The sequence below is a fragment of the Mycolicibacterium palauense genome, from assembly GCF_002592005.1.
Lineage (GTDB): Bacteria > Actinomycetota > Actinomycetes > Mycobacteriales > Mycobacteriaceae > Mycobacterium > Mycobacterium palauense.
The window spans coordinates 17,085-42,952 of record NZ_NVQF01000051.1 but is presented as its reverse complement, the minus strand read 5'-3'; the positions used below and the strand labels follow the sequence as shown (position 1 = coordinate 42,952).

The 25,868-nt window shown below is 71.0% G+C and carries 25 protein-coding genes and 1 pseudogene; 15 read left to right on the top strand and 11 right to left on the bottom strand.

The features are described 5' to 3' along the window. The 3 genes and pseudogenes from CSR00_RS19055 to CSR00_RS19045 all read right to left on the bottom strand — a co-directional run. A pseudogene (locus CSR00_RS19055) lies at window positions 1–665 on the bottom strand (hypothetical protein); the annotation flags it as partial. Window positions 666–764: 99 nt separating this feature from the next. Then, window positions 765–1,322, bottom strand: coding sequence for a hypothetical protein (locus CSR00_RS19050; RefSeq protein ID WP_176562144.1), 558 nt, complete (start codon window positions 1,320–1,322; stop codon window positions 765–767). A gap of 322 nt (window positions 1,323–1,644) precedes the next feature. Further along, window positions 1,645–2,226, bottom strand: coding sequence for an HhH-GPD-type base excision DNA repair protein (locus tag CSR00_RS19045; RefSeq protein WP_099023987.1), 582 nt, complete (start codon window positions 2,224–2,226; stop codon window positions 1,645–1,647). 227 nt (window positions 2,227–2,453) lie between these two features. Here CSR00_RS19045 and CSR00_RS19040 point away from each other — a divergent pair, with 227 nt between their 5' ends. The 9 genes from CSR00_RS19040 (at window position 2,454) to CSR00_RS18995 (ending at window position 12,629) form a co-directional block, all read left to right on the top strand. Next, a complete protein-coding gene (locus CSR00_RS19040; RefSeq protein ID WP_099023986.1) occupies window positions 2,454–3,389 on the top strand; it encodes an NAD(P)H-binding protein in 936 nt (311 codons plus the stop codon). Window positions 3,390–3,487: 98 nt separating this feature from the next. Next, the gene (locus CSR00_RS19035; RefSeq protein ID WP_099023985.1) at window positions 3,488–4,678 is read left to right on the top strand and encodes a sensor histidine kinase; all 1,191 of its coding nucleotides are present in this window, start codon (window positions 3,488–3,490) and stop codon (window positions 4,676–4,678) included. A 24-nt stretch (window positions 4,679–4,702) separates the two neighbouring features. Beyond that, window positions 4,703–5,479 (top strand): LytR/AlgR family response regulator transcription factor, encoded by a 777-nt coding sequence (locus tag CSR00_RS19030; RefSeq protein ID WP_099023984.1) that lies wholly within the window; start codon window positions 4,703–4,705, stop codon window positions 5,477–5,479. Continuing rightward, window positions 5,469–5,858, top strand: coding sequence for a DoxX family protein (locus CSR00_RS19025; RefSeq protein ID WP_099023993.1), 390 nt, complete (start codon window positions 5,469–5,471; stop codon window positions 5,856–5,858). Before CSR00_RS19030 ends, CSR00_RS19025 begins: the two co-directional genes overlap by 11 nt. Beyond that, window positions 5,855–7,672 (top strand): sodium/solute symporter, encoded by a 1,818-nt coding sequence (locus CSR00_RS19020; RefSeq protein ID WP_099023983.1) that lies wholly within the window; start codon window positions 5,855–5,857, stop codon window positions 7,670–7,672. The genes CSR00_RS19025 and CSR00_RS19020 overlap by 4 nt, the downstream gene beginning before the upstream one ends. Before the next feature lie 142 nt (window positions 7,673–7,814). Further along, complete coding sequence (locus CSR00_RS19015) at window positions 7,815–8,156, top strand: DUF485 domain-containing protein (protein ID WP_099023982.1); 342 nt, start codon at window positions 7,815–7,817, stop codon at window positions 8,154–8,156. Beyond that, a complete protein-coding gene (locus tag CSR00_RS19010) occupies window positions 8,153–9,787 on the top strand; it encodes a monocarboxylic acid transporter (protein ID WP_099023981.1) in 1,635 nt (544 codons plus the stop codon). The genes CSR00_RS19015 and CSR00_RS19010 overlap by 4 nt, the downstream gene beginning before the upstream one ends. A gap of 214 nt (window positions 9,788–10,001) precedes the next feature. Further along, window positions 10,002–11,216 carry an MFS transporter gene (locus CSR00_RS19000; RefSeq protein ID WP_281259736.1) on the top strand — a complete coding sequence of 405 codons (1,215 nt, stop codon included), beginning with the start codon at window positions 10,002–10,004 and terminating at the stop codon, window positions 11,214–11,216. 45 nt (window positions 11,217–11,261) lie between these two features. Then, window positions 11,262–12,629, top strand: coding sequence for an acyltransferase family protein (locus CSR00_RS18995; RefSeq protein WP_099023980.1), 1,368 nt, complete (start codon window positions 11,262–11,264; stop codon window positions 12,627–12,629). Here CSR00_RS18995 and CSR00_RS18990 read toward each other — a convergent pair. Together CSR00_RS18990 and CSR00_RS18985 are read right to left on the bottom strand one after the other, a co-directional pair. Continuing rightward, a complete protein-coding gene (locus CSR00_RS18990; protein ID WP_099023979.1) occupies window positions 12,577–13,407 on the bottom strand; it encodes an alpha/beta fold hydrolase in 831 nt (276 codons plus the stop codon). The genes CSR00_RS18995 and CSR00_RS18990 overlap by 53 nt on opposite strands. A gap of 93 nt (window positions 13,408–13,500) precedes the next feature. After that, a complete protein-coding gene (locus CSR00_RS18985) occupies window positions 13,501–13,944 on the bottom strand; it encodes a PPOX class F420-dependent oxidoreductase (protein WP_099023978.1) in 444 nt (147 codons plus the stop codon). Window positions 13,945–14,021: 77 nt separating this feature from the next. Between CSR00_RS18985 and CSR00_RS18980 the strand changes: the two genes are divergently transcribed. Further along, window positions 14,022–14,843, top strand: coding sequence for a class I SAM-dependent methyltransferase (locus CSR00_RS18980; protein ID WP_099023977.1), 822 nt, complete (start codon window positions 14,022–14,024; stop codon window positions 14,841–14,843). Window positions 14,844–15,010: 167 nt separating this feature from the next. Next, window positions 15,011–15,892: a class I SAM-dependent methyltransferase gene (locus CSR00_RS18975; protein WP_099023976.1), complete on the top strand. Its 882-nt coding sequence runs from the start codon at window positions 15,011–15,013 to the stop codon at window positions 15,890–15,892. A 22-nt stretch (window positions 15,893–15,914) separates the two neighbouring features. Here the strand turns inward: CSR00_RS18975 and CSR00_RS18970 are convergent, their stop codons facing one another. Further along, a complete protein-coding gene (locus tag CSR00_RS18970; RefSeq protein WP_099023975.1) occupies window positions 15,915–17,417 on the bottom strand; it encodes a flavin-containing monooxygenase in 1,503 nt (500 codons plus the stop codon). A gap of 126 nt (window positions 17,418–17,543) precedes the next feature. Between CSR00_RS18970 and CSR00_RS18965 the strand changes: the two genes are divergently transcribed. Continuing rightward, window positions 17,544–18,806 carry a PucR family transcriptional regulator gene (locus CSR00_RS18965; protein WP_099023974.1) on the top strand — a complete coding sequence of 421 codons (1,263 nt, stop codon included), beginning with the start codon at window positions 17,544–17,546 and terminating at the stop codon, window positions 18,804–18,806. A 10-nt stretch (window positions 18,807–18,816) separates the two neighbouring features. Here the strand turns inward: CSR00_RS18965 and CSR00_RS18960 are convergent, their stop codons facing one another. Next, window positions 18,817–19,179, bottom strand: coding sequence for an Rv1152 family transcriptional regulator (locus CSR00_RS18960; RefSeq protein ID WP_099023973.1), 363 nt, complete (start codon window positions 19,177–19,179; stop codon window positions 18,817–18,819). A gap of 37 nt (window positions 19,180–19,216) precedes the next feature. On the opposite strand from CSR00_RS18960, the gene CSR00_RS18955 reads away from it, so the two are divergent. Further along, window positions 19,217–19,951: an SIR2 family NAD-dependent protein deacylase gene (locus CSR00_RS18955; protein WP_099023972.1), complete on the top strand. Its 735-nt coding sequence runs from the start codon at window positions 19,217–19,219 to the stop codon at window positions 19,949–19,951. Here CSR00_RS18955 and CSR00_RS18950 read toward each other — a convergent pair. The 3 genes from CSR00_RS18950 to CSR00_RS18940 are packed head-to-tail and all read right to left on the bottom strand — an operon-like array spanning window position 19,938 to window position 23,565. Then, on the bottom strand, window positions 19,938–20,573 hold the full coding sequence (locus CSR00_RS18950) for a class I SAM-dependent methyltransferase (RefSeq protein WP_245906251.1): 636 nt from the start codon (window positions 20,571–20,573) through the stop codon (window positions 19,938–19,940). The two genes, CSR00_RS18955 and CSR00_RS18950, sit on opposite strands and share 14 nt — an antisense overlap. Continuing rightward, a complete protein-coding gene (locus tag CSR00_RS18945) occupies window positions 20,570–21,262 on the bottom strand; it encodes a TetR/AcrR family transcriptional regulator (RefSeq protein ID WP_099023970.1) in 693 nt (230 codons plus the stop codon). Before CSR00_RS18945 ends, CSR00_RS18950 begins: the two co-directional genes overlap by 4 nt. After that, a complete protein-coding gene (locus CSR00_RS18940) occupies window positions 21,259–23,565 on the bottom strand; it encodes an MMPL family transporter (protein WP_099023969.1) in 2,307 nt (768 codons plus the stop codon). The genes CSR00_RS18945 and CSR00_RS18940 overlap by 4 nt, the downstream gene beginning before the upstream one ends. A 160-nt stretch (window positions 23,566–23,725) precedes the next feature. Here CSR00_RS18940 and CSR00_RS18935 point away from each other — a divergent pair, with 160 nt between their 5' ends. After that, window positions 23,726–24,286, top strand: coding sequence for a DoxX family protein (locus CSR00_RS18935; protein ID WP_245906249.1), 561 nt, complete (start codon window positions 23,726–23,728; stop codon window positions 24,284–24,286). 111 nt (window positions 24,287–24,397) lie between these two features. Continuing rightward, window positions 24,398–24,520 carry a hypothetical protein gene (locus tag CSR00_RS31575; RefSeq protein WP_099023967.1) on the top strand — a complete coding sequence of 41 codons (123 nt, stop codon included), beginning with the start codon at window positions 24,398–24,400 and terminating at the stop codon, window positions 24,518–24,520. Window positions 24,521–24,851: 331 nt separating this feature from the next. Here CSR00_RS31575 and CSR00_RS18925 read toward each other — a convergent pair whose 3' ends face one another. Next, on the bottom strand, window positions 24,852–25,859 hold the full coding sequence (locus CSR00_RS18925; protein WP_099023966.1) for an NAD(P)H-dependent flavin oxidoreductase: 1,008 nt from the start codon (window positions 25,857–25,859) through the stop codon (window positions 24,852–24,854). Window positions 25,860–25,868 lie beyond the last annotated feature (9 nt).

Sequence of the window (25,868 nt, the reverse complement as noted above, 5' to 3'; positions counted from 1 at the left end):
GTGCCGCCCCGGCGTCCGTACCCGCGCCCGTACCCGGGCCCGGGCGCGGGCCCGGGCGCGGGTACGGGCGCGGGTACGGACGCCGGGGCGGCACCGGGTGCGGCGGGCGCCGGACCGTGCGGGCCCGCCTCGGGCACCGGACCGACCGCGAATTCCGGATCGATGCCGGGCGGCAGGTGGGCCTCCATGCCGGGGGTCACCCCGGTCGCCGGGATGTGCACGCTGTCGGGGATCGGCGTGGCGGCCGCCGGCGGGTCCGCGGGTGCGGGTCCCGGCACGCTGGCGCCTGCGGGCAGCGGGATGCCGGTGCCCGGCAGGCTCTGCGCGATCAGCGACGCCGCGGCCGGATCCGAGGTGACGAACTGGTTCACCGCCGCCGCGAGGTTCTTCGAATCCGGTGACGCCGCCGAGTTGCCGGCGAACGCCGCCGCGGCCGCCATCAGCATCGAGGCCGCGTTGTTCGGGTCGGATGCCGCCTGCTGGATCGCCGGGCTCAGGCTCTGGATCGCCGGCAGGCCCGGCGCCTGCAACCCGTCGATGGGTGCGGGCGCCGGGGCGGCCGGATCAGCGGCCGCCGTGGTGCACAGGCTGCTGCTCAGCAGCAGCGCGGCCGACGAGCCGACCGCCAGCGCGGCGGTGACCAACAGCGGGCGTTTGCGTGGCATGAAGCATCCAATCCGGAGCGTGGAGACGATCAGGGCGGAGATCGATCAACGCTGAACGATCAGGCGGGAACAACCAGGGCCGACGATCGGCGCGGACGATCAGGGAAGAGCCGAGGTCGGGAACAGCGACGTCAGCGGGGCCCCGGCAGGCGCGGCGGCCGGCATCGGTGCGGGTGCGGGCGCGGGGCCCAGGTTCGGCGCCGGCACGCCACCCGGCAGACCACCCGGAAGCAGGCTGGTCAGGTCCATCGGCAACATCAACTGCTGCGGCAGACCCGGCACCGTCGGCAGGCTCGCCGAGGCCAGCGGTCCGGTGACCGACGGAGCCCCACCCGGCAGGGGCGGCGCCACCTCGGGGGCGTTGAGCGTGGCACTGGCCAGCGGCTGCGGCGCGAGCGCGGCCGGCATGGTGCTGGCCGGCGCCGGTGCGGGAATGCCGGTCAGCGTTGACGCGGCGGCCTGCAGCGTCTTGGCCGGGTCCACCATCATCTGCTGAATCATGTTGAGGCCCGGCTGAAGCGGGCCGGGAACCGTGGGCGCGGGCGGAGCCGGCGCGGGCGGCAGCGGGTCCGCCTTGGCGATCCCACCGGTCAACAATGCCGCCGATGCGCCCACCAGCACTGCCGTCCCGGTGAACGCACTTCTGATCCGTGACATGGCTCTCCCAATCCCTCGATAGCGGTATGAGAGGAAGTTAGCGCGTTACTGGTGGGACTCAAGTGACACGTGTGGCATTTATTCAACCGTTACGGGCTCGTGCGGTCGCGGTGATCGGGCCGCCGGAGCGCCCCCGCCGGCGCACCCCGTCCTGACGTGCACGGACGACCGTGCCGTGATCGACCCGCCATCAACGGCCGCGACACGCCGGGACCCAGCCATTGATCCGGTACTGAGATCGACTTCCCGGGCGGTTCTTCGCACTCAGTACCGAACCGATGCCACGGGCACACGGGTGGGTGGGGTGGGGCGCCGGGTGGAGTCAGCCGCCGGACTTCTGCTTCTGCGCGGCCTTCATCTGCTTCTTGTAACTGCGCACCTTGTCCAGCGAGGCCTGGTCACGGACATCGGCGACCGACATGAACGCCCCGGGTTTGCCGTAGTCGCCGGCCGCGTCCTGCCATCCCGGCGCGTCGAACCCGTACTGCTTGCCCAGCAGCGCCAGAAAGATCCGGGCCTTCTGGTCGCCGAACCCGGGCAGGCGCTTGAGCCGGGCCAGCACCTCGCGCCCGTCCGGGTCGCCCGCGGTCCACAGCGCCGCCGCGTCGCCGCCGCACTCGTCGACGAGCACCTGGGCCAGCGCCTGGATCCGCTTCGCCATGGAGCCCGGAAACCTGTGTACCGCAGGGGTTTCCGAACACAGCGCGGCGAACTTCTCCGGATCGGCCGCGGCGATGTCGTGGGCATCGAGGCCGCCCATGCGGTCGGCGATCTTCTTGGGGCCGGCGAACGCGGTCTCCATCGGCACTTGCTGATCGAGCAGCATGCCGATCAGCAGCGCCAGCGGACTCGACGCCAGCAGCGCGTCGGCTTCCGGATCCTGGACCAGCTGCAAGGTGGACATCGGACCAGTCTAGGACGACCCGGCGCCGGGGGATCGGAGGTGGCCGACCGGCTGCGCGGCGCCGGCACGGACGAGGTCGCGCCGGTTCGGGCAACGGGTCGCCTGCGCACCGACGGAACCCGGGCCCCACCCCGACGGGCGCCGGGGAATCGATCGGCCAGCGCGCCGGTTGACACCGACGAGATAAGTATAGTCAACTATACCCAGATAGGAAGAGGACCGGAATCATGGCGGACGAGACCGAATACCTGGTGACCGGCGCCGGCGCGAGAATCGGCGGCGTCAGCGACTCCGTCGTGCAACTGCTCACCCAACGGGGCGCGACCGTGCGCGCGCTGGTTCACCGCGAGGAGCATGCCGACGCTCTCCGGGCACTCGGCGCCCAGGTCGTGGTCGGGGACCTCACCGATCCGCACGACGTGGTCTCCGCGATGCGGGGTGTGAGACGCGTGTTCTTCAACATGGGCGTCTCGTCGTCCTACCTGCAGGCCGCAACGCTCGTCAGCGCCGCCGGCCGGGACCACGGCAGCCTCGAGACCGTCGTCAACATGTCGCAGATGACGGTCTCGGAGATGTCGTTGACCAGCGCCGGCGAATCAACCCAGCAGAGGCTGCACTGGCTGGCCGAGCAGGTCATGGACTGGTCGGGCCTGCCGGTGACGCATGTGCGGCCCACCGTCTTCATGGACAACCCGCTGTTCACGTCGCTCAACGCGGGCAATGTCCGCGAACGCGGCGAACTGATCCTGCCCTTCGGCACGGGCCGGACCTCTCCGATCGCCGCCAGCGATGTCGCCCAGGTGGTGACGGCCCTGCTCGCCGACCCGGCGGCCCATCACCGCAAGGTCTACGAGCTGACCGGTCCGGAGGTCCTCGACGTCGACGGCCTGGCGCGGAGCTACTCACGCGTGTCGGACACCCCCGTCGCCGGAGTCGACATGCCCTATCCGGCCTGGCGCGAGGAGGTCCTGGCGCCGGCGGGCATCCCGCCACACGTGGAACAGCACATCGCCACGATGGCGCGGCTGCACCGCGCCGGCCGGTACGACCGATTCACCGACACCGTCGAACAGGTGACTGGGCATCGCGCACTCACCTTCGAGCAGTACATCGCCTCGCATCGGCAGAAGTTCGGGATCGGCCCGCGAAGCACGGCCGCCTGAGCGTCGAGGACATCGGAGGGCAGGCGGGCCGCGTTCGCTTGCCAGCGGCAATCCGAGATCGGGCCGGGGCGTCGAATCGAGCCCACTACATTCAGATCATGTCCGGCGAGGTCGCAGTCGCACTCGCGGCGGGGTTGCTCGTCATCGTCGCCGCGATCACCGCGGTGGTGGTCATCCGCACCCGGCAGGTGGTGACGACGCCAACCGAACGCGCCGTGCACGCGGCCCTGCACACCGCCTCGCTGGCGGCCCGCGCACTGCGCAGGGGCCTCGACGCCGACTCCGCCCAGGCCGCGGTGCCCTACCTGCGGGACCTGACCGGAGCCGGCGGGGTGGCCCTCTACGACGACGAAGCCGGGCTGCTGGCCCGCACCCCCGACGACGATCCGATGTGGAGCGCCGATCTGCTGCAGCGCTGCCGCGGTGCCGCCCAGGCGGCCATCTCCGGGCAGCGCCGGGTGCTGGCCGCCGACCGGCTGCCGGCCGTGGTCGCCCAACCGCTGCTGCCCGAGGACAGCGACGTCACCGGTGTGCTGGTGACGGTTTCGCACGGCACTCCCGGGCCCGGCATGCTCGGGGCCGTCGGCGAGGTCGCCCGCTACGCCACCAGCCAGCTCGAGCTGGCCGAACTCGACGCCTCGCGGGCGCGGCTGGACCGCGCCGAGGTGCTGGCGCTGCGGGCCCAGATCAGCCCGCACTTCGTCTACAACGCGCTGAACACCATCGCCTCGTTCGTCCGCACCGACCCCGACCGCGCCCGCGACCTGATCCTGGACTTCGCCGACTTCACCCGCTACTCGTTCCGCGCGGCCGGCCCCTACACGCTGCTGTCCGACGAGCTGCGCAACATCGACCGCTACCTGACCCTGGAGCGCGCCCGGTTCGGCTCCGCGCTCGACGTGAAACTGCAGGTCGCCCCCGAGGTCCTGGGCGTGGTGGTGCCGTTCCTGGCGCTGCAGCCGCTGGTGGAGAACGCGGTCCGGCACGGGCTGGCCGGCCGGCCGGGCGGCACGATCACGCTGATCGCGCGTGACGAGGGCGCCGACTGCGTCATCACCGTCGAGGACGACGGCGTCGGGATGGACCCCGAGGCGCTGCGCTCGGCCCACGCCGACGCCCTGGACACCGACAGCACGGACCAGACCGCCCACGTCGGACTGACCAATGTCGACCATCGGCTGCGGGCGGCGTTCGGAAATGACTACGGTCTGGTGGTCGAGACAGCACTCGGAGCCGGGACCAAGGTGATCATGCGCGTGCCGAAGTTCCGTGCCGGGGTCCGGGTCTAGCGGCGCGACGGAGGTGGATGGCAGGTGACCCGCCCACTGGCCGTGCTCGCCGTCGACGACGAGGCCCCGGCACTGGATGAACTGATCTACCTGTTGAGCGGACATCCGTTGGTGGGCAACGTCTACGGCGCCGCCGACGCCAACGCCGCGCTGCGTGAACTGGCCGAACGCCGGATCGACGCACTGTTCCTCGACATCAACATGCCGGGGCTCTCGGGCCTGGAGCTGGCCTCGGTGCTGGGCAATTTCTCGAACCCGCCCGCGGTGGTGTTCGTCACCGCCCACGAGGACAAGGCGGTGGCCGCCTTCGAGGTGGGGGCCACCGACTATCTGCTCAAACCGCTGCGGCGCGAACGTCTCGACGAGGCGGTGCGCCGGGTGGTGAACGCCCGCGCCGCCGAGCCCGCACCGACCGAGGAGTCCGACGAGGTGATCCCGGTGGAACTGGCCGGGCTGACGCAGCTGGTCCGCCGCGACAGTATCGGCTGGGTGGAGGCCGACGGCGACTACGCCCGGCTGCACTCCTCGACGGGCTCGCACCTGGTCCGCATCCCGCTGTCGACGCTGGAGACGCGCTGGCGCAACCAGGGGTTCCAGCGCGTGCACCGCTCGTATCTGGTTGCGCTGCAACTGGTGACCGGGGTCCGCACCACCGACAGCGGGGTGTTCGTGCAGATCCGCGCCAACGGCGCCTCCCCCGCGGTGGAGCTGCCGGTCAGCCGCCGGCAGACCCGCGAACTACGGGATCGACTGATCCGGGACCCGATGCGCAGCTACCGGCCCGGTGGCGATGAACACTAGCCAGCAGGGGCCGGCGCCGCGCCAGCGCATCGTGCTGGCGCACCGCCGCGGTGCCCGCATGGTGCGCACCCACGTCGAGGTACAGGAACAGACCGAGGTCGGCGACGCGCTGGTTCGCGGACTGGTCCGGGCCCAACTCGGCCTGGCACTACGGCTGGCCGCGGTGGTGTTGTCGGTCATCGTCGCGATCCCGTTGCTGGGCAACGCCGTACCGGCCTTCGAGGAAATAACGGTGTTCGGGATCCGGGCCAACTGGCTGATCCTCGGGGTATTGCTGTACCCGTTGTTCTACGGGATCGGCCGGTTGTTCGTCCGGCTGGCCGAACAGAGCGAACGCGACTTCGTCGGCATCGTCGACGACCGGGCGGACGAGCCGTGACCGGGCCGGACGCGCTCACCGCCGCGGCCCTGCTGGCCGCCGCGCTGGCCACCGTCCTGGTCGGCGCCTACGGTGGACGGCTGTCGCGGACGACATCGGACTTCCTGGTCGCCTCGCGCACGGTCGGCCCGCGCTGGAACGCCGCCGCGATCTCGGGTGAATACCTTTCGGCGGCCTCGTTTCTCGGCGTCGCGGGCCTGGTCGCCAAGTACGGCGCCGACGCGCTGTGGTACCCGGTCGGCTTCACCGCCGGCTATCTGGGCCTGCTGCTGTTCGTCTCGGCGCCGCTGCGCCGCTCCGGCGCCTACACGGTGCCCGACTTCGCCGAGTTCCGCCTCGGCTCGGCCCGGCTGCGCACCGCGGCGATGCTGCTGGTGGTGGTGATCTGCGTGCTCTATCTGGTGCCGCAGTACCAGGGCGCCGGGCTCACCCTGAAGATCCTTCTGGGCGTGCCGGTGTGGGTCGGCCCGTTGGCGGTGGGCGTCATCGTGGTCGCCAACGTGATCGGCGGGGGGATGCGCTCGATCACGTTCGTGCAGGCGTTCCAGTACTGGCTCAAGCTGACCGCGATCGCCGTCCCGGCGCTGGCGTTGACGGCGCTGTTCTTCACCCAGCCGCACGATCTCGGCGGGCCGCTGCCCCCGGTCGTCCACCACGCCACGACGGTGACCGTGGAGACCGACGTCGTCGTGCAGGTGGCCCGCACCGACGGCATCACCGTCACCGGGGAGGTCGACGGCACGGCCCTGCGCGGGTCCGCGCTGCCCGCACCCGGGCGCTACACGCTGGGTGCGGGCACCACGCTGCGGCTGGCCGACGGCGCGGAGACCCCGGTGGTGGCCGGGGCGCCCAACACCGGGGCGGAGTGGATCTCCTCGGGCGGCGGGCTGGGCGGACCGCACCCGCTGTTCCAGGTCCTCTCGATCATCGTCGCGACCTTCCTGGGCACGATGGGCCTGCCGCACGTGCTGGTGCGCTTCTACACCAACCCCGACGGCCGGGCCGCCCGGCGCACCGCGCTGGCGGTGATCGCGCTGTTGTCGCTGTTCTACCTGTTCCCCACCCTGCTCGGGGTGTTCGCCCGGCTCTACGTGCCCCAGCTGCTGATCACCGGGACCGCCGACGCCGCGGTGCTACTGCTGCCGAGCTCGGCGATCGGCGGGGTCGCCGGGGCCGGGCTGGCCGCGCTGGTGGCCGCCGGGGCGATCGCGGCGTTCCTGGCCACCTCGTCGGGGCTGCTGGTCAGCATCGCCGGCGCGCTGTCCACCGACGTGCTGCGCGGGCGGGTCCGCGATTTCCGGCTGGCCGCGCTGATCGGCGGGCTGGTCCCGATCCCGCTGGCGCTGGCCGCATCGTCGCTGGAACTGTCCCGCAGTGTGGGCATGGTCTTCGCCGTAGCCGCCTCCACGCTGTGTCCCCTGCTGGTGCTGGGCATCTGGTGGCGCGGCCTGACCAGCGCCGGGGCCATCTGCGGTCTGGTGGTCGGCGGCGGCCTGTCCGGGGCGGCGACGGCGCTGGCACTGACCGGTGGCATCGACGAGGACCTGCTGGGCGGCTGGGCCTCGGCGCTGGTCGGCTACCCGGCCGCCGTGACCGTCCCGCTGGCGTTCCTGACGATGATCGCCGTCAGCCGGCTGACCGCCGCCCAGCGGCCCCCGGACGTGGCCCGGATCTTCGCGCGGATGCACGTTCCGGAGCGACTCGGGATGGGTGTCGAACGGCTGCCCGCCGGCAGTGAATTGGCCACTGAAGTTGCGGCCGAACCGGCGGTGGATCCGGGCGGGGCGGACCCGCTGGGCGGCCGGCGGCGCTGACCGCTCGTCGCCGCCGACGGACCGCTCGCCGCAGAGGTCGCCGGTTTCGGCGCGGGGCCCCCGCCAACCCCTAGGTGTGTGACCTGAATCTCAATACTCTGACGCCACGACCTCCACCACACACGACGTCAGGAGTCCCGCGGTGCCCACCACCGATAGTCCACCGGCCCCCACGGCCGAGGAGTTTCTCGCCACCCAGGCCAGCCCGGAGTTCCAGGATCTGCGGAACCGGCTGCGCCGCTTCGTGTTCCCGATGACGGCCTTCTTCCTGATCTGGTACGGCATCTACGTCCTGCTCGGCGCCTTCGCCCATGACTTCATGGCCACCCGGGTGTTCGGCAACGTCAACGTCGGTCTGTTGATCGGGCTCGGCCAGTTCGTGTCGACGTTCGTCATCACCGGGCTCTACGTCCGGTTCGCCAACCGCGTGCTCGACCCGCGCGCGACCGCGATCCGTATCGAGCTGGAAGGAACCGACCAGTGACCACCCACCTGCTCGCCGCGTCCGACGGCGTGGGCAACCCGATCGCCAACATCGGCATCTTCACCCTGTTCGTCGTCGTCACGCTGTTCGTGGTGATCCGGGCCAGCCGCAACAACAACACCGCCGCGGAGTTCTTCACCGGCGGTCGCGGCTTCTCCGGCCCGCAGAACGGCATCGCGATCGCCGGCGACTACCTCTCGGCCGCCAGCTTCCTCGGCATCGCGGGCGCCATCGCGGTCTACGGCTACGACGGCTTCCTGTACTCGATCGGGTTCCTGGTCGCCTGGCTGGTCGCACTGCTGTTGGTCGCCGAATTGCTCCGCAACACCGGCAAATTCACCATGGCCGACGTGCTGAGCTTCCGCCTCAAGCAGAAGCCGGTGCGGCTGGCCGCGGCGACCTCGACGCTGACGGTGTCGCTGTTCTATCTGCTGGCGCAGATGGCCGGCGCGGGCGGTCTGGTCGCGCTGCTGCTCAACGTGAACTCCCGCGGTGGGCAGTCGCTGGTGATCGCCGTCGTCGGCATCCTGATGATCGTCTACGTCCTGGTGGGCGGCATGAAGGGCACCACCTGGGTGCAGATCATCAAGGCCGTCCTGCTGATCGCCGGCGCGGCGTTCATGACCGTGATGGTGCTGGGCAAGTTCGGGCTGAACTTCTCCGAGATCCTCGGTTCGGCGCAGTCGGCGATCTCCGGGTCGGCCAACGAGGCGGTCGCCAACCGCGACGTGCTGGCCCCCGGCGCGAAGTACGGCGGCTCGCTGACCTCACAGATCAACTTCATCTCGCTGGCCGTCGCCCTGGTGCTCGGCACCGCGGGCCTGCCGCACGTGCTGATGCGCTTCTACACGGTGCCCACCGCCAAGGAGGCCCGCCGTTCGGTGGTCTGGGCGATCGCGCTGATCGGCGCCTTCTACCTGTTCACGCTGGTGCTCGGCTACGGCGCGGCCGCGCTGGTCGGCCCGGACCGCATCCTGGGTGCGGCCGGCGGGGTGAACTCCGCGGCACCGCTGCTGGCCTTCCAGCTCGGCGGCGTCGTCCTGCTCGGCATCATCTCGGCGGTGGCGTTCGCGACCATCCTCGCGGTGGTCGCCGGGCTGACCATCACCGCGTCCGCCTCGTTCGCCCACGACATCTACGCCAGCGTGATGAAGGGGCACAAGGTGACCGAGGACGAGCAGGTGCGCGTCTCCCGGATCACCGCCGTGGTGCTCGGGATCTGCGCGATCGGGCTGGGCATCCTGGCCAACGGGCAGAACGTCGCCTTCCTGGTGGCGCTGGCCTTCGCCGTCGCCGCGGCGGCCAACCTGCCGACCATCCTGTTCTCGCTGTACTGGCGGCGGTTCAACACCCGCGGGGCGCTGTGGAGCATGTACGGCGGGCTGATCTCCACCCTGGTGCTGATCGTCTTCTCCCCCGCCGTCTCGGGCAATGAGACGGCGATGATCCCCGGGGCGGACTTCGCCTGGTTCCCGCTGGCCAACCCGGGCATCGTGTCGATCCCGCTGGCCTTCGCCCTCGGCATCGTGGGCACGCTCACCTCGCCGGACCGCGGCGACCCGGTGAAGAGCGCCGAGATGGAGGTCCGGTCGCTGACCGGCGTGGGCGCCGAGAAGGCGGTCGCGCACTAGGGCGGCGCTCCAGGCCCCCGCGGAGCGCGAGCGCGCATCCCGGTACGCGACACGCCGACGGCGGTGTACCGGGATGCGCGTTCGCGCGTGGGCCGGGAAGCCATTCGCGGGTGCCGGCGTTGAGGCCGGAGTGACTGAAACGGCGACAGGAACGGCGACAGGAACGGCGACTGAAACGGCGACAGGAACGGCGACAGGAACGGCGACTGAAACGGTGACAGGAACGGCGACCGGAGGCCGCCGGCGCTACGCCACGGCGCTGCTGGCCTACGCCTTCGCGGCGATCATGCTGGGCACCACCCTGCCGACCCCGATGTACGCCCTGTACGCCGAGCGGATGCAGTTCGCCGTGCTGACCACGACGGTCATCTACGCCACCTATGCCGCCGGGGTGCTGGCGGCACTGCTGCTGTTCGGCCGCTGGTCCGACGCGATCGGCCGGCGCCCGATGCTGGTGGCCGGTGCCGGCGCCGCGGTCGCCAGCGCGGTGGTCTTCCTGTTCGCCGACTCGGTGGGCGCGCTGCTGCTCGGACGCATCCTGTCCGGCCTGTCGGCGGGTGTGTTCACCGGCACCGCGACGGCCGCGATCATCGAATCCGCCCCCGACCGCTGGCGCGACCGGGCCGCGGCGGTGGCGACCGTGGCCAACATCGGCGGCCTGGGGCTCGGCCCGCTGCTGGCGGGGCTGCTGGTGCAGTACGCGCCGGCACCGCTGCAGCTGAGCTTCGCCGTACACATCGGGCTGGTGCTGCTGGCGGTCGCGGCGGTGCTGGCCTGCGGGGAGACCTCCCGGCGGCAGGGCGGCATCAGCCTGCAGCGGTTGTCGCTGCCGCCGCAGACCCGTTCGGTGTTCGCCGTGGCCGCCACCGCGGCGTTCGCCGCGTTCGCCGTCATGGGGATGTTCACCGCGGTCGCGCCGTCGTTCCTGTCCGAGGTCATCGGCATCGACAACCACGCCCTCGCCGGGGTCATCGTCGCGTCGATCTTCACCGCCTCCGCGGTCACCCAGGTGCTGGCCGTGCGGCTGGCCCCGCCGCGGGCCATCGCGCTGGGCAGCGCGATCCTGGTGCTCGGGATGTTCATGCTAGCGCTGTCGCTGCACGTCGGGTCGCTGATCGGGTTCATCGCGGCGGCCGTGGTGGCCGGCATCGGCCAGGGCGCCACCTTCGGGCGCGGGCTGGCCGCGGTGTCCGAACGCACCCCACCCGAACGGCGCGCCGAGGTCAGCTCGACCTACTTCGTCGTCGCGTATGTGGCGATCTCGGTGCCGGTGATCGGCGAGGGCGTGGCGGCGCGGCTGTGGGGCCTGCAGACCGCCGGCGAGGCCTTCGCGGTGGCCATCGGCGTGCTGGCCGCCCTGTGCCTGGCCGCGGTACTGGTGCAGGAGCGCCGCGAAGGCATGGTCGGTTCCTCCGCGCGGATTGGTTAGTTCTACTCATTCGCGGCGGGCCACCCGGGGCATAGATTCGGCGCCATGACATCCACCCCGAGCGTCCCCCTGCGGTCGGCGTCGTTCCCCACTCCGGCCGAGGTCGCCGCGCAGACACCGCCGGACCGGGACCGCGCGATCGACGTCATCCGGATCGGCGCCCTGCTCGGGGTGGTGCTGGGACACACCGTGATGGCCACCAGCATCATCGAAGACGGCGTGTTCATCTGGGAGAACCTGCTCACCACGTCGGTCTGGTTCCAGGCACTGACCTGGGTTTTCCAGATCATGCCGCTGTTCTTCTTCGCCGGTGTGGCCGCCGGCGTCGCCACCTGGAGCCCCGGCGGCAACTGGGGCGCCTGGCTGATGAAGAAGTGCACGCGGCTGTTCCGGCCGGTGTTCTACTACCTGGCGTTCTGGGCGGCGGTGCTGGCCGTACTGCACCGGGTGCTCCCCGAGCACGTCTACGAACCGGTGGCCGGGGTGTCGATTCAGTTGCTGTGGTTCCTGGGTGCCTACGTGCTGGTGCTGGCCGCGATGCCGCTGCTCCACCGCATCGACACGGTGGCCCGCCTGACCACCGCGGTGGCCGGCGTGTACCTGGGCGTGCTGATCGTCGACGCGGTGCGCGTGCACATCGGCCACGCCGGCGCGCTGGGCTATCTGAACACGACGGTGTGGCTGATCCCGGGCATGTTCGGGGTGGCCTACCGGCGGCGGCTGCTCTGCGGTGCGGCCGCCGTCCGGATCGGCGTGGCGATGCTCGCGGTCAACCTCGCGCTGGTGGCGTTCGGACCCTACGAGCTCAGCCTGGTCGGCATCGAGGGCCAACGCCTGGCCAACATGACACCACCCTCGCTGCTGCTGGCCGGCCACGCGATCATGATGTGCGCGTTCGCTATTGCCGCGGCTCCCGCGATCGACCGGTGGGCGCACCGCCCGCGGGTGTGGTGGCTCACGGCGATCGGCAACTCCGGGGCGATGACGCTGTACCTGTGGCACATGCCGGCGCTGCTGATGATGCATCTGGCGTTCGACCACCTGGGCCTGCCGCGGTATCCCGGTGCGCCTCATCTGCTGGGGATCAGCGTGCTCCAGCTGGCCATCATGGTGGTGGCGGTGGGGCTGCTGTTCGTGGGGTTGCGGCCGCTGGAGAACAGTCCGCTGCCCGGCTGGGACGGTGCGACCGCACCGACCGGAGCGCGCAGCGTGGTCACCGGCGCACTGCTGTGCCTGGCCGCCGCGGCCACGCTGGCCTCGGTGAAGTGGGGGCTCAAGGACGCGGGGATCTACTGCGTCGCGGTGATGCTGGCCGCACTCGCCGGTGCCCGGCTGCTGTGCCGGGGTCCGGGCGGCGGCGTCACAACACCGAACGCAGCGCCGCGGCCGTCACCGGATCCGTCATGCAGGTGAAGTGATTGCCGGCCGGCGTCTCGACCACCCGCACGCCGGGGTTGACCTCGTGCAGCGCCCGCACCGCACGGTCGGGCACCACCCGCTGGTCGTGGTCGGCCGCGGTGGCGCGCACCAGCACCGCCGGCATCGTCAGGGCGCGCCAGTGCTCACTCCAGTCCCGGGGCCAGCGCTGATGGAAGTCCTCCTCGGCGGCGGCGCGGCAGGTGCGCGGCCACCAGCCGCCGCCCGGGGCCGCCTCGAGGTCGTAGGTGTAGAAGGTGTCCCAGAACGGCGACCAGCGGTCGACGACCCCGGCGGCACGCATGTGGTCCAGATATTCCTCGGGGGTCTCGGCGTGCAGGTCCAGACGCGCCAGCCCGGCCCGGATCGGTTCCAGGGCCGAGGCCTGCGAGGGTCCCGCGTGATCGATCAGCGCGATGCTGCGCACCCGGTCGCCCGCACGCAGCGCCACCGTCATGGAGATCAGCGCGCCCAGGGACCAGCCGGCCAGATCGAAGGTGTCCGCACCCAGCGCCGAGGCGAGCTCCAGCACGTCGGCGACGTGGGCGTCCAGGCCGTACGTCCCCGCGGGTGTCACCTCGCTGCGGCCGCAGCCGCGCAGATCGAAGGCGACCACCTGGCGTTCGGGCAGCTCGGCGGCCAAACGGCCGGCCAGATAGTCGAAGGCCGACAGGTTCGCCGACAGACCGTGCACACACAGCAACAGCGGCGCACCGGGCTCGCCCCAGCGCCTGGCACGCACCCGCCCGGAGGACAGGACGACATCGAAGTCCATCGCAGCGGACTCTACCCTGCGGGTCTCGGGGCGGGCGTCGCCGCCTCGGCGCGCTCGGCCCGCGTATTCACTTGCCCCGGTTGAGGAACCGGATCAGCGGATACCCGGGGGCAGACCGTAGACGTGGGTGATCGGCAGGGTCAGCACCACCCGCCGGTCGGTCACCATCGCGCGGCGGTACTCGTCCCAGTCCGGGTGCTCGCCGGCGATGTTGCGGTAGAGCGCCACCAGCGCCGCCACCGTCTCGTCCTGCGGGTCGGCCGCCGGCGGCGTCAGCACCGCGTTGCCCTCGGCCACCGCGTAGGCCCAGCCGTCGTCGGAGCCCACCAGGATCGACGCCCGCGGGTCGCGCCGCAGGTTGCGGGTCTTGGCGCGGGGCTCGGTGATGGACACCTGGATCGTCAGGTCGCGCGGGTCGAAGTAGTACGACACGTTCGACAGTTGTGGACGCCCGTCACTCTTGATGGTGGCGAGCACGCCCAGCGAGTTGCCGCCGATGAGGGCCAACAGCTTGTCGTCGAAAACCTGGCGGGTCATGTTCGCAGCCTACTGCGCAGAACCGGCCCACCGGTCGAGCCCACCGATTCGCACCCGCACCTTCTACCATCGGTGCGGTGACGGTCATCGACGGCAACGCGCTCGAGGGCGTTTCGGCCACCACACTGTGGACGCTGCACAACCGTGCGACCGAGGCCGCGCGACCCGACGGCAGCCTGCACGACCCGTACGCGGTCGAGCTCTACCGCGCGATCAGCTACGACTACCTCAAATTCGGCAAACCCAACCAGTCGCATGCGCTGCGCGCCAGGGCATTCGACTTGGCCACCGCCGAGTACTTGCGCGCCCGACCGCGCGCGGCCGTGGTCGCGCTGGCCGAGGGCCTGCAGACCAGCTTCTGGCGCCTGCGGGCGGCCGGCGTCGCCGACGAGCTCCGCTGGTACTCGGTGGATCTGCCGCCGGTGATGGCTCTGCGCGACCGCCTGCTCCCCGCCGACGACCGGATCGTGCGCCTGCCCCAGTCTGCGCTGGACCGCACGTGGATGGATGCCGTCGACGCCGACGACGGGGTGTTCATCACCGCCGAGGGCCTGTTCATGTACCTCGACCCCGCCGATGTGCTCGCGCTGATCGCCGACTGCGCCGAACGCTTCCCCGGGGGACGGCTGATGTTCGATTCCATCCCGCCCTGGCTCAGTGCCCGCACCCTGAAGGGTTGGCGGCTCACCGAGCGGTATCAGACACCGCCGATGCCGTTCGGGATCAGCTCCGACGATGCCGCGGGTCTGCCCGACCGGATCCCGGGAGTACGCCGCGCCCACGATGTCGCGCACCTGCCCGGCCGGGGCGTCTTCAGGCTGCTGGCGTTGCGGCCGCTGGACCGCGTCGGTCCGCTGCGCCGCGCCCGCCCGAGCATGACGCTGCTGGAGTTCGGCTGAACCGTGCGGGCCCCGCACACCGGCTGAACCGTGCGGGCCCCGCACACCGGCTGAACCGTGCGGGCCCCGCACACCGGCTGAACCGTGCGGGCCCCGCACACCGGCTGAACCGTGCGGGCCCGCACGCCGGCGGCGCGACACCCCCTGACCGGTAGTGTTGTGTGGCGATGACCTCCCCGGACGACGGTGCCGCCGCGAAGAGCGCCGCCACACACGTCACCACACCCGCCGCCAAACAGAAGGCCCAGCTGACCGGGGTCTCCGAGACGGCCCTGCTGACGCTCCACGCGCGCTCGGTGGAGGCACGCAGGGCCGACTCGATCATCGACGACCCGATGGCCGTGCGGCTCGTCGACGCGATCGACTACGACTTCGCCCGGTTCGGGGCGACCCGCCAGGACATGCCCATCCGGGCCAAGGCGTTCGACCGGCAGACCCTGCGGTTCCTCGACGGTCATCCCGATGGGACCGTGGTGGCGCTCGCCGAGGGCCTGCAGACCAGCTTCTGGCGGCTGGAGGCGCAGGTGCCCGATCCCCGATTCCGTTGGTTCACCGTCGATCTGCCACCCGTGATCGACCTTCGTGCACAGCTGCTGCCGGACTCGGAGCGCATCGAGATGTGCGCCCAGTCGGCCCTAGACTACAGCTGGATGGACCGGGTGGACACCGCCAAGGGCGTGTTCATCACCGCCGAGGGCCTGCTGATGTACCTGCAGCCCGAGCAGGCGCTCGGCCTGATCGCCGAGTGCGCCCGACGCTTCCCGGGCGGGCAGATGCTCTTCGACGTGGCCCCACCCTGGTTCACCGGTCTGGCGCAGCGCGGGTGGCTGCGCTCCTCGCGGCGCTACCGGGTACCCCCGATGCCGTTCGGCGCGACCGTCGACGACATGGCCGCCCTGGTCGACACAGTGCCCGGGATCCGCGCGGTGCACGACCTGCCGCTGCCCGCCGGGCGGGGCGCGGTGTTCGGCGCCCTGGTCACGCTGATGTACCGGTCGCGGCTGTTCGACCGGGTTCGCGGCTGCTACACGCTGGTCGAATTCGGCTGACCGGCCGGGCCGCTCGGGGGCCTCAGCCCACCGCGGCGGCCGCCTGCTCGGCGGTACCCAGCTTCAGGCAGGGGTCCGCCACCGAATCGCTGCGCAACAGCCGGACGTCGTTGTGGTACCCCATCGACGTCAGCCAGGGCGCGCCGGCGCCCTGGCGGGGCAGCTGGTCGGTCATCCGCTGCACATAGCCGGCACCGAAGTCCAGGAACGGCCTCGTCGGCATGTCCGGGTTCCCGGGCTCGGGGCACGCCACCGTGGCCCCGCGTTCCTCCATGTGCTCCAGGAGCCGGCAGAAGTGCTCACACAGCAGCCCGATCTTCAGCGTCCACGAGGAGTTGGTGTACCCGAACGCATAGACGAAATTGGGCACCCCCGAAAGCATCATGCCCTTGTAGACCAGGGTCTCGGCCGGGTTGATCACCGTCCCGTCCACGCTGAACGTCATCCCGCCGAACAGCTGGATGTTCAGGCCGGTGGCCGTGACGATGACGTCGGCGTCGAGCTCGCGGCCCGACTCCAGCGCAATCCCGGTCTCGGTGAAGGTGGCGATACGGTCGGTGACCACCGAGGCACGGCCGTCGCTGATCGCGGTGAACAGATCACCGTCGGGGACGGCGCACAGCCGCTGGTCCCACGGGTTGTAGTGCGGGTTGAAGTGTTCGTCCACCGGGTAGCCCGCCGGCAGCCGCCTGGCGTTGATCCCGCGGATCAACCGCCGCGCCGCCTGCGGGTAGCGCTGGCAGAACCGGTACACCAGTTGCTGTTTGGCGATGTTCTTCCGGCGGGCCAGCGCGTAGCCGCGCTCGGGGCCGAGCACCTTCTGGGCGAGGTTGGCGAACGAGTCCTGCAGCGGTACCGGCATCACATAGGTGGGTGAACGCTGCAGCATCGTGACGTGGCTCGCGGTCTCGGCCATGGCGGGCACCAGGGTCACCGCGGTGGCGCCACTGCCGATGATGACCACCTTCTTGCCCGCGTAGTCCAGATCGGCCGGCCAGTGCTGCGGGTGCACGATCTGGCCGGTGAAACGCTCGCGCCCCTCGAAGTGCGGGGTGTAGCCGCGGTCGTAGCGGTAGTACCCGCCGCCGCAGAAGATCCAGCCGGCGCTGATCTGGAGAAGCTCACCGGTGTCGGTACGCTCGACCTCCACGGTCCAGCGGGCCTGCTCCGACGACCACGAGGCACTGCGGACCTTGTGCTGGAACCGGATGTGGCGGTCGATGCGGTTCTCCCGGACGGTCTCGTTCAGGTAGTCCAGGATCTTGTCTGCCGAGGCGATGGCGTCCTCGTCGCGCCACGGCTTGAACTCGTAGCCGAACGTGTGCAGATCCGAATCCGACCGGATCCCCGGGTAGCGGAACAGGTCCCACGTCCCGCCGATGGCGCCGCGCGCCTCCAGGATCGCCAGCGACGTGCCCGGCCGCCGGGTCTGCAGATAGTAGGCGGCCCCGATGCCCGAGATGCCGGCGCCGACGATGAGCACATCGACGTGCTCGGGGGTGACGTACTCGGGGGTGGTGACCATGAGTTGACTCCTGACGATGAGAATGTCTCCCCATCGTCGCGTCCGACCGACCACGCCCCAAGGTCGAAACGACCCGTTTCGACGGGTGTCGTAGTGCAATCTGCACCATCGGGCTAGCGTGATCGGATGTCGTGGAATCGCCCTCCCGACCGGATCCGGGACCTGATCCGGCGCTGCGCCGAGGTCGCGATCCACGCTCGCCCGGAATGGCTGGCCGAACTGGACCGCGCGGTGCTGGCGGCCAACCCGGGAATCGCCGCGGATCCGGAACTGGCCGCCGCGGTCAGCCGCAGCAACGCCGCGAACCTGATCTTCTGGGCGACGGCCAACGTCCGCGATCCCGGCGCGCCGGTGCCGCCGAACACGGGCGCGGACCCGATGAACGTGGCCCGCGAGCTGGTGCGGCGCGGGCTCGACGCGGCCGCGTTGGACGCCTACCGCGTCGGCGAGGGGGTGGCGTGGCGGCGGCTGATGGAGATCGCCTTCGACCTCACCTCCGACGCCGAGGACCTGCGGGTCATGCTCGACGTGTGCTCCCAGTCGATCAGCGCGTTCATCGACGCCACCCTGGCGGCCATCGCGGCCCAGATCGATCAGGAACGCGACGAGCTGACCCGCGGCACCCACGCCGAGCGGCGCGCGACGGTGGCGCTGCTGCTCGAAGGGGAGCCGATTCCGCGGCAGCGCGCCGAGACCCATCTCGGTTACGCCTTGACCGGCAGCCACACCGCCGCGGCGATCTGGAGCGACGACCCCCAGGCGGGCCTGGCGCACCTGGACCGTGCCGTGGCCGCACTGCGCGCGGCCGCCGGCAATGCGGCGCTGCTGAGCATCCTGGCCAGCACCGCCACCCGGTGGGTGTGGGTCTCCGGCGGCACCATCGACGGCGCCGCCCTGAGCTCGGCGCTGCGCGAGACCCCCGACGTCCGGGTCGCCGTCGGGCCGGCGGCCGCCGGGGTCGAGGGTTTCCGACGCAGCCATTTCGACGCCGTGACCACCCAGCAGATGATGGCGCGGCTGCAGTCGCCGCAGCATCTGGCCTACTTCACCGACGTGCAACTGGTCGCCCTGGTCACCGCCGACGCCGACCGGGCGACCGCCTTCGTGAAGTACACGCTGGGCGAGTTCGAGTCCGCCGGGACCGAACTGCGGGACAGCGTAAGAACTTTCATCGCCGAACAGTGCAATGCCTCGCGCGCGGCGGCGCGGCTCTATACCCACCGCAACACCCTGCTGCGCCGGCTGGCCCGCGCCGACGAACTGCTCCCGCGCCCGCTGGCCCACTCCAGCGTGGAGGTGGCCGTCGCGCTGGACGTTCTCACCTGGTGGGGCGAGCGCTCCCCGGGCGTCCCGGCCGGTCAGCCGGGCCGGCGGGCTCCCCGGCAATGATCCGGAACGGTCAGCCGAACGCGACGTCGAGATAGCGCAGCGCCTCGGACTTCTCGATCCCCAGGGCGCGGGCCGACTCGGCGAACGCATTGGCGGCGGCGGCCATCGCCGCGTCGGCCGGGTCGGCGCGCGCCACGAAGCTGCCGAACCGCCCCCGGGTCTCCAGGATCCCGGCCGTCTCCAATTCCCGGTAGGCCCGCGCGACGGTGTTGACGGCCAGCCCCAGTTGAGCGGCCAGTTCCCGCACCGTCGGCAGTCGCGCTCCCGGGGGCAGCCGGCCCTCCCGCACCCCGGTGATGATCTGTGTCCTCAGTTGCTCGAACAGCGGCCTTGCTGCTCGCGCGTCAAGACTTACCCACTCCCCCAGTTCCACACGATCCAGTATCCCCCAGGGCAGCTATTTTGGTGTGATGCGTATCGCTGTACTCAGTGGGGCGGGCATCTCCGCGGAGAGCGGCGTGCCCACGTTCCGGGACGACAAGAACGGGCTGTGGGCCCGCTTCGACCCCTACGAGCTGTCCTCCACGCAGGGCTGGCACAGCAACCCCGAACGGGTCTGGGCCTGGTATCTGTGGCGCCACCATCTGGTGCGTGAGGTCGCGCCCAACGACGGGCACCGGGCGGTGGCCGCCTGGCAGGACTACGCCGACGTCACCGTCGTCACCCAGAACGTCGATGACCTGCACGAGCGCGCCGGCAGCACCAAGGTTCACCACCTGCACGGCAGCCTGTTCGAGTTCCGCTGCGACGCCTGCGATTCCGGCTACACCGGACCGCTGGCCGCCATGCCCGAACCCAGCCTGGAGGTCGACCCGCCGCAGTGCGGTTGCGGGGGGCTGATCCGCCCGGACATCGTGTGGTTCGGTGAGCAGCTGCCCGACGGGCCCTGGGACGCCTCGGTCGAGGCGGTGGTGTCGGCCGACCTGATGATCGTGGTGGGCACCTCGGCGATCGTCTACCCGGCGGCCGGGCTGCCGGAGCTGGCGCTGTCCCGCGGCGTCCCGGTGGTCGAGGTCAATCCCGAACCCACCCCGCTGTCCGACCGGGTGACCCTGTGCGTGCGGCAGAGCGCCAGCAGCGCGCTGCCGGCGCTACTGCCGCAGCTGCCCGAACTGCTCAGGCAGGCCAGGGCTAAACGGGCCTGACCGCGCGCCCCAGCGCGAACTCCGAGACCGGCAGCGGCGCCCACCGCGGCAGCGTCCACTGGTGGCGGTCGGTGACCATCTCGAAACCCGCATTCTTGATCGCGTGCTCGGTGTCGCGGTGGGTGTGGCAGTTGCCGAACAGCCGGGGCCAGAACGTCGCATCGGCGGTCTGCTGCAGCCGGCCCCGGAACCCGGAGCTGGCCACATGTTCCAGGAAGCGCAGCTCCCCGCCCGGACGCAGCATGGAATAGAGCTGGCGCAGAACGGTTTCGGCGTCGTCGATCGAGCACAGCACCAGTGAGCACACCACCGCGTCGAACGGTCCCGCCTCCTCCATCGCCTCGGCGGGGTGCTCGTGCACCTCGACCGCGACCGGGGCGGTGGAGGCCGCGGTCCGGGCGTGCTCGGCGAGGCGGCGTTCCGGCTCCACGGCGACCACCTCGGTCACCGTGTCGGGGTAGAAGGCGAAATTGGTTCCGGTCCCGGCGCCCACCTCCAGCACGCGGCCGGTCAGCCCGGCGAGGTTCTCCCGGCGCAGCCGGGTCATGGCCTCGGTCTCGTGCGCGGACATCGTGATCCACAGGCGGGCGAAGAACGGATGATCCATGGCGGGTGCGGTCAAGACGGCATTCCTTTCCGGTCGGACAACCAACCCAGCAGCTGCGACGGCGTCGCATCGGAGGCCGCCGAGCCGGTCACGATCTGGCCCACGCACGCCGCGCGCAGCACCCGGTCGGTGAACGACTCGACGTCGCCGAAGGGCAGGTAGGGCTTCGAGATCAACAGCGCGGCCACCCCGTGTGCCGCCGCCCAGAGTTCCAGGGTAACCACGGTGGGGTCTCCCGGGGCGTAAACCCCTTCGTCCATCAGGGTCGCCACCGCCTGGCGCATGTGCACGAACGCCGCGTTGGCCAGCGCCTCGTCGACGTCGCTGCCCGGCCGGCCCTCGCCCATCGCGGCGATCCGGTACAGCCCGGGATTGTCCAGGGCGAAGCGGACGTAGGCCCGCCCCTGGGCGCGCAGGACGTCGAGCGTGGTCGGCTGGCCGACGGCGGCGCCGCGGATGTGTTCGTGCAGGGCCTCGAAGTAACTCGAACACACCGCGTCCAGCAGTGCGTCCTTGTCCGCGAAGTGCAGATAGATCGACGGCGGGGTCACCCCGACCCGCTCGGCCACGGACCTGATCGACATCGCCGTGGCGTTGCCGCTCTCCAGCAGCAGATCGGTGGCCGCGCGCAGGATCTCGTCGCGCAGCTCGTCACCGTGGCCCCGCGCGGCGCGGCGACGGCGGGGACCGCCCTCCGCGGTCACGGCCCCGCCCCGGGCACCTGGTCGGGGGGCACCGGTTCGGGCGCGGCGTGGCGCGGCGCGGGCCCGGTCACCTGCGGGCCGGACTCGCTGATGCCGATGCGGTCGTGCAGCCGGGCCAGCGGCGCGGGCGCCCACCAGTTCCACCGGCCGAACAGGCGCATGAACGCCGGCACCAGCATCATCCGCACCAACGTCGCGTCGACGAGCACGGCCAGAGTCAGGCCGAGGCCGAACATCCGCATGAAGGAGACCTGCGCGGCGATCAGCGCGGCGAACGAGATCGACATGATCAGGGCGGCGGCGGTGATCACCCGGCCGGTGCGGGCCAGGCCGAGGGCCACGCTCTCGTCGTTGGCGGCCCGGGTGCGGTCGCTGTCGAGCCAGAACTCCCGGATCCGCGCCAGCAGGAACACCTCGTAGTCCATCGACAGGCCGAACGCGATACAGAACAACAACACCGGGATGGTGGCCACCAGCGTGCCCGTCGGTGTGGTTCCCAGCGCACCCAGATGCCCGTCCTGGAAGATCCACACCAGCGCACCGAAGGCGGCGGACAGCGAAAGCATGTTGAGCACCAGGGCCTTCAGCGGCAGGATCACGCTGCCGGTGAGCAGGTAGAGCAGCACGAAGGTGATCCCGGCGATCAGTCCCAGCACCAGCGGCAGCCGCGAGGTGATGGCCTCCACGCTCTGCCGGTTGGCCTCGGCGGTGCCGGTCAGCTCGACGGCGCGGCCCCCCGGGCCCGGTACCTGCCGGACGGCGCGCAGCTGTTCGTCCGAGGCGTCGGAGAACAACGGTGCGGTGCTTTCGACGGTGAGAAACGCGCTGCCGTCCCGGAATCCGGTGGCCGCCGCCGGCGGGCCGACCCGCCGCCCCGCCACGAAGGTGCCCGTCGGCGCGGTGACGGCGCCGACATCGGCGACCCGCGAGACATCGGCGGCGTAGCTCTCCAGATCGGCCGGGGACAGCCCGGTCGCGTCCGGGACCACCGCGGTGATCTCGGCGTCGGTATTGGAGGCGAAGTCGGTGCGCAACTCGTCGCCGACCTGGCGCGACGAGGCGCTCTCCGGGAGCACCCGATCGTCGGGGAAACCCCACTTGACCCCGAGGAACGGGGCACCGAGCACCAGCAGCAGCGTCACCCCGGCGAGACCGACCGGAACCGCGTGGCGCATCACCCACCGCGTGGAGCGGTACCAGAACAGCTGCTCGACCGGCTTGGGTGTCGGCTCGGGACGGTGCAGCGCGCGGCGGCCCAGCCGTCGCAGGTCGAGGGCGTCGAGGCGCGCACCGAAGAGCGCGATCGCCGCGGGGGCCACGATGATGGCGGCCAGGGCGGCGAACGCGACGGTCGCGATCCCGGCGTAGGCGAACGATTTGAGGAAGTACATCGGGAACAGCACCATCGCCGACATCGACAGCGCCACCGTCACGGCCGAGAAGATGACGGTGCGCCCCGCGGTGGTCATGGTGCGGACCAGGGCGTCGCCGCGCTCGGCGCCACCGGCGACCTCGTCGCGGTACCGGCTGACGATCAGCAGCGTGTAGTCGATCGCCAGGGCCAGCCCCATCGCCGTCGACAGGTTCAACGCGAAGATCGAGACGTCGGTGAACAGGGTGACGAACCGCAGCACCGACATCGCGCCGACGATGGCCAGCGCCCCGACGACGATCGGCAGCGCGGCGGCAACCAGCCCGCCGAACACCCACACCAGCACCAGGAAGCTCAGCGGGATGGCGATGGATTCCATCAGCAGCAGATCACGTTCGTTCTGCTGGTTGATCTGCGCGTACACCATCGCCGACCCGCCCAGCAGCACCCGGGCGTCGGGATGGCGGGGCAGCACCTCGGTGTCGATGGTGTGCTGGAGGGTCTCGGCGTGTTTCTGGGCGTCGTTCTCCCCGCCGGCGATACCGGCGACGATCATCGCGGTCCGACCGTCGGCGCTGCGCAGCTCGGCCGCCGCCTGCGGCGGCGAGGTCCACGGCGACGCCACGTCGACGACCTCCGGCGAGTCTTCGAGCGCCGTGACGATGTCGGTGCCGGCGCTGCGGGCCGCGGGTCCGCCGGCGCCGCCCGGCGCGGTCACGGTGATGATCAGCTGCATCTCGGCGCGGCCGAACTTCTCGGTGAGCAGACGGGTGGCGTGCGCGGAGCTGGCGGTGGGGTCCAGATAGCCGCCCGCCGAGAGGCTCTTGGCCACGGGAATGCCGAACACCGCCGCGGCGACGGCCACCAGCGCGGCCGCCGCGAGCACCCGCCGGGGCGCACCGATGGCGAGCATCGCGATCCGGTGCAGCACGAGTGATCCGACCCCCTCAACCCACGACCCGGCGCCAACTTATCGGCGCTAAGTTAGCGGGGTCAAGGCCTACCTCACCGCACCCCTGTCGCCCCCGCCGCGCCCCTGCCGCCGTGACGCTTGCCGCGCAGCGCTGCGGGCCCACCCCTAGGCTGAGGCGATGTCCGTCATGGACCCCGGGTCCCAACCCACGAGGAATCCCGTGTTGGGTGACACCACCTCCGGCGCCGGCTTCGGCCTGCTGGCCCTGCGCGTCGGCGTCGGGGCGACCATTCTGCAGGCCGGGATGCGCAAGGCACTGGCCTTCGAGAGCACGGCCGCGTCGATGGAGGCCGGCGGATGGCGACTGCCGACCGTCGCGACCGCGATGGTGACCGTGACCGAGACGGTGGGTGGGATCGGCCTGCTGCTGGGCCTGCTCACACCGCTGGCCGCCTGTGCGGTGGCCGCCGCGATGTTCGACGCCTGGGCGGTGATGGTGTCGGGCTCGGCGGTCTGGTCGGACCCGTTCAACCTGCCGTTCGTGCTCGCGCTGGGCGCGGTGGCGCTGATGTTCACCGGTGCGGGCGCCCATTCGCTCGACCAGAGGCTGTGGGCCCGCGCCGACTGGCCGCGACCGGTGTCGGTGACGTTGTTCGTCATCGCCATCGCGGCGGCGGTCGCGACCTGGGTCTTCCTCAACGGAACGAACCCGTTTCATCTGACCGCGCCGGGTGGCTGACCACCGCGGATGGTGCCGACCCACCGGTAACTCTACCCGGCAGTAATATTGCCACCATTTTCCGAATCGTGACTCAAAGAATCCTTAATCGCGACTCATAGGCTCAGTCCCATGTGGATCGACGACACCAACGCTGATGTCATCAAGGTTGACTTCGACGCGCTCTACCACGGGGACGTACTCGTGGAGGGTGACACCTCGGAGCAGCTCGAAGACGGCCTGCTCGCCAGCTGAGCCGGCCGGTATCGCCGGCCGGGCGCGCACCCCGTGAGGGTCGCGCGCCCACGGTGAGACGCCCATGGCGAGAAGCGTGCGCGACGTGCGCTGAGGAACCCGGGTCCGACCGCTCTCGGGCCCATGCCCCGGCTTGGCGCCGGTCGGGTTCCCACCATCGGGTTCGCCGCGTTTCGCCGGCCGTCGCCCGTCGTCTTACCCCGTCGTTCGTTGTCCGGTCGCCTGATCGCGCGGCCACCTACTAGCCACATCTGCACAAGCCACATCTGCACGAAGAAGGCCCGCCATCCGGCGGGCCTTCTTGCTGTCCGACCGTTCGTCGCGCGGGCGGTCAGGCCACCGATTCGGCGCCCTCGACCCCAGCCTCGACGACCATGTCGGCGAGCCGGCCGGTGATGACCTCCTCGGCGTCGCCGACGATCCGGGAGATGAGATCGCCGACGGTGGGGATGTCGTCGATGAGCCCCATCGCGGTACCCACGGTCCAGATGCCGGCGTCGATGTCGCCCTCGTCGAACACCTTGCGGCCACGCACCCCGGCGACAAGATCCTTGACATCCTCGAACTGGCCGCCCTTGGCCAGAATGTCGACCACCTCCCGCGAGACCACGTTGGAGGCCACCCGGGCGGTGTTGTGCAGGCTGCGGAAGATCAGCTCGGTGCCGCGCTCGTCACCGGCGACGATCGCCTCCTTGACGTTCTGGTGGATACAGGACTCGACGGTGCACATGAACCGCGTGCCCATGTTGATGCCGTCGGCGCCCAGCGCCAGGGCCGCCGCCAGGCCCCGCCCGTCGGCGAACCCGCCGGAGGCGATCATCGGGATCTCGATCTTGGTCGCGGCGGCCGGGATGAGCACCAGGCCCGGGATGTCGTCCTCCCCGGGGTGACCGGCGCACTCGAAGCCGTCGATGCTGATGCCGTCGACCCCCAGGCTCTGGGCCTTCACGGCATGGCGCACCGAGGTGCACTTGTGCAGCACCTTGATGCCGTTGTCGTGGAACATCGGCAGGTGCGGTGCCGGGTTGGAGCCGGCGGTCTCGACGATCTTGATGCCGGCGTCGACGATCACCTGGCGGTACTCGTCGTAGGGCGGCGGGTTGATCGTCGGCAGGATGGTCAGGTTCACCCCGAACGGCTTGTCGGTCAGATCCCGGGTCTTGGCGATCTCGTTGGCCAGATCCGCCGGGGTGGGCTGGGTCAGCGCGGTGATGAATCCCAGACCGCCGGCGTTGGCGACCGCGGCCACCAACTCCGCGCGCCCGACCCACTGCATGCCGCCCTGGGCGATCGGATGCTCGACCCCGAAGACCTCGGTGAACTTGGTGCTCAATGCCATTGGTTACAG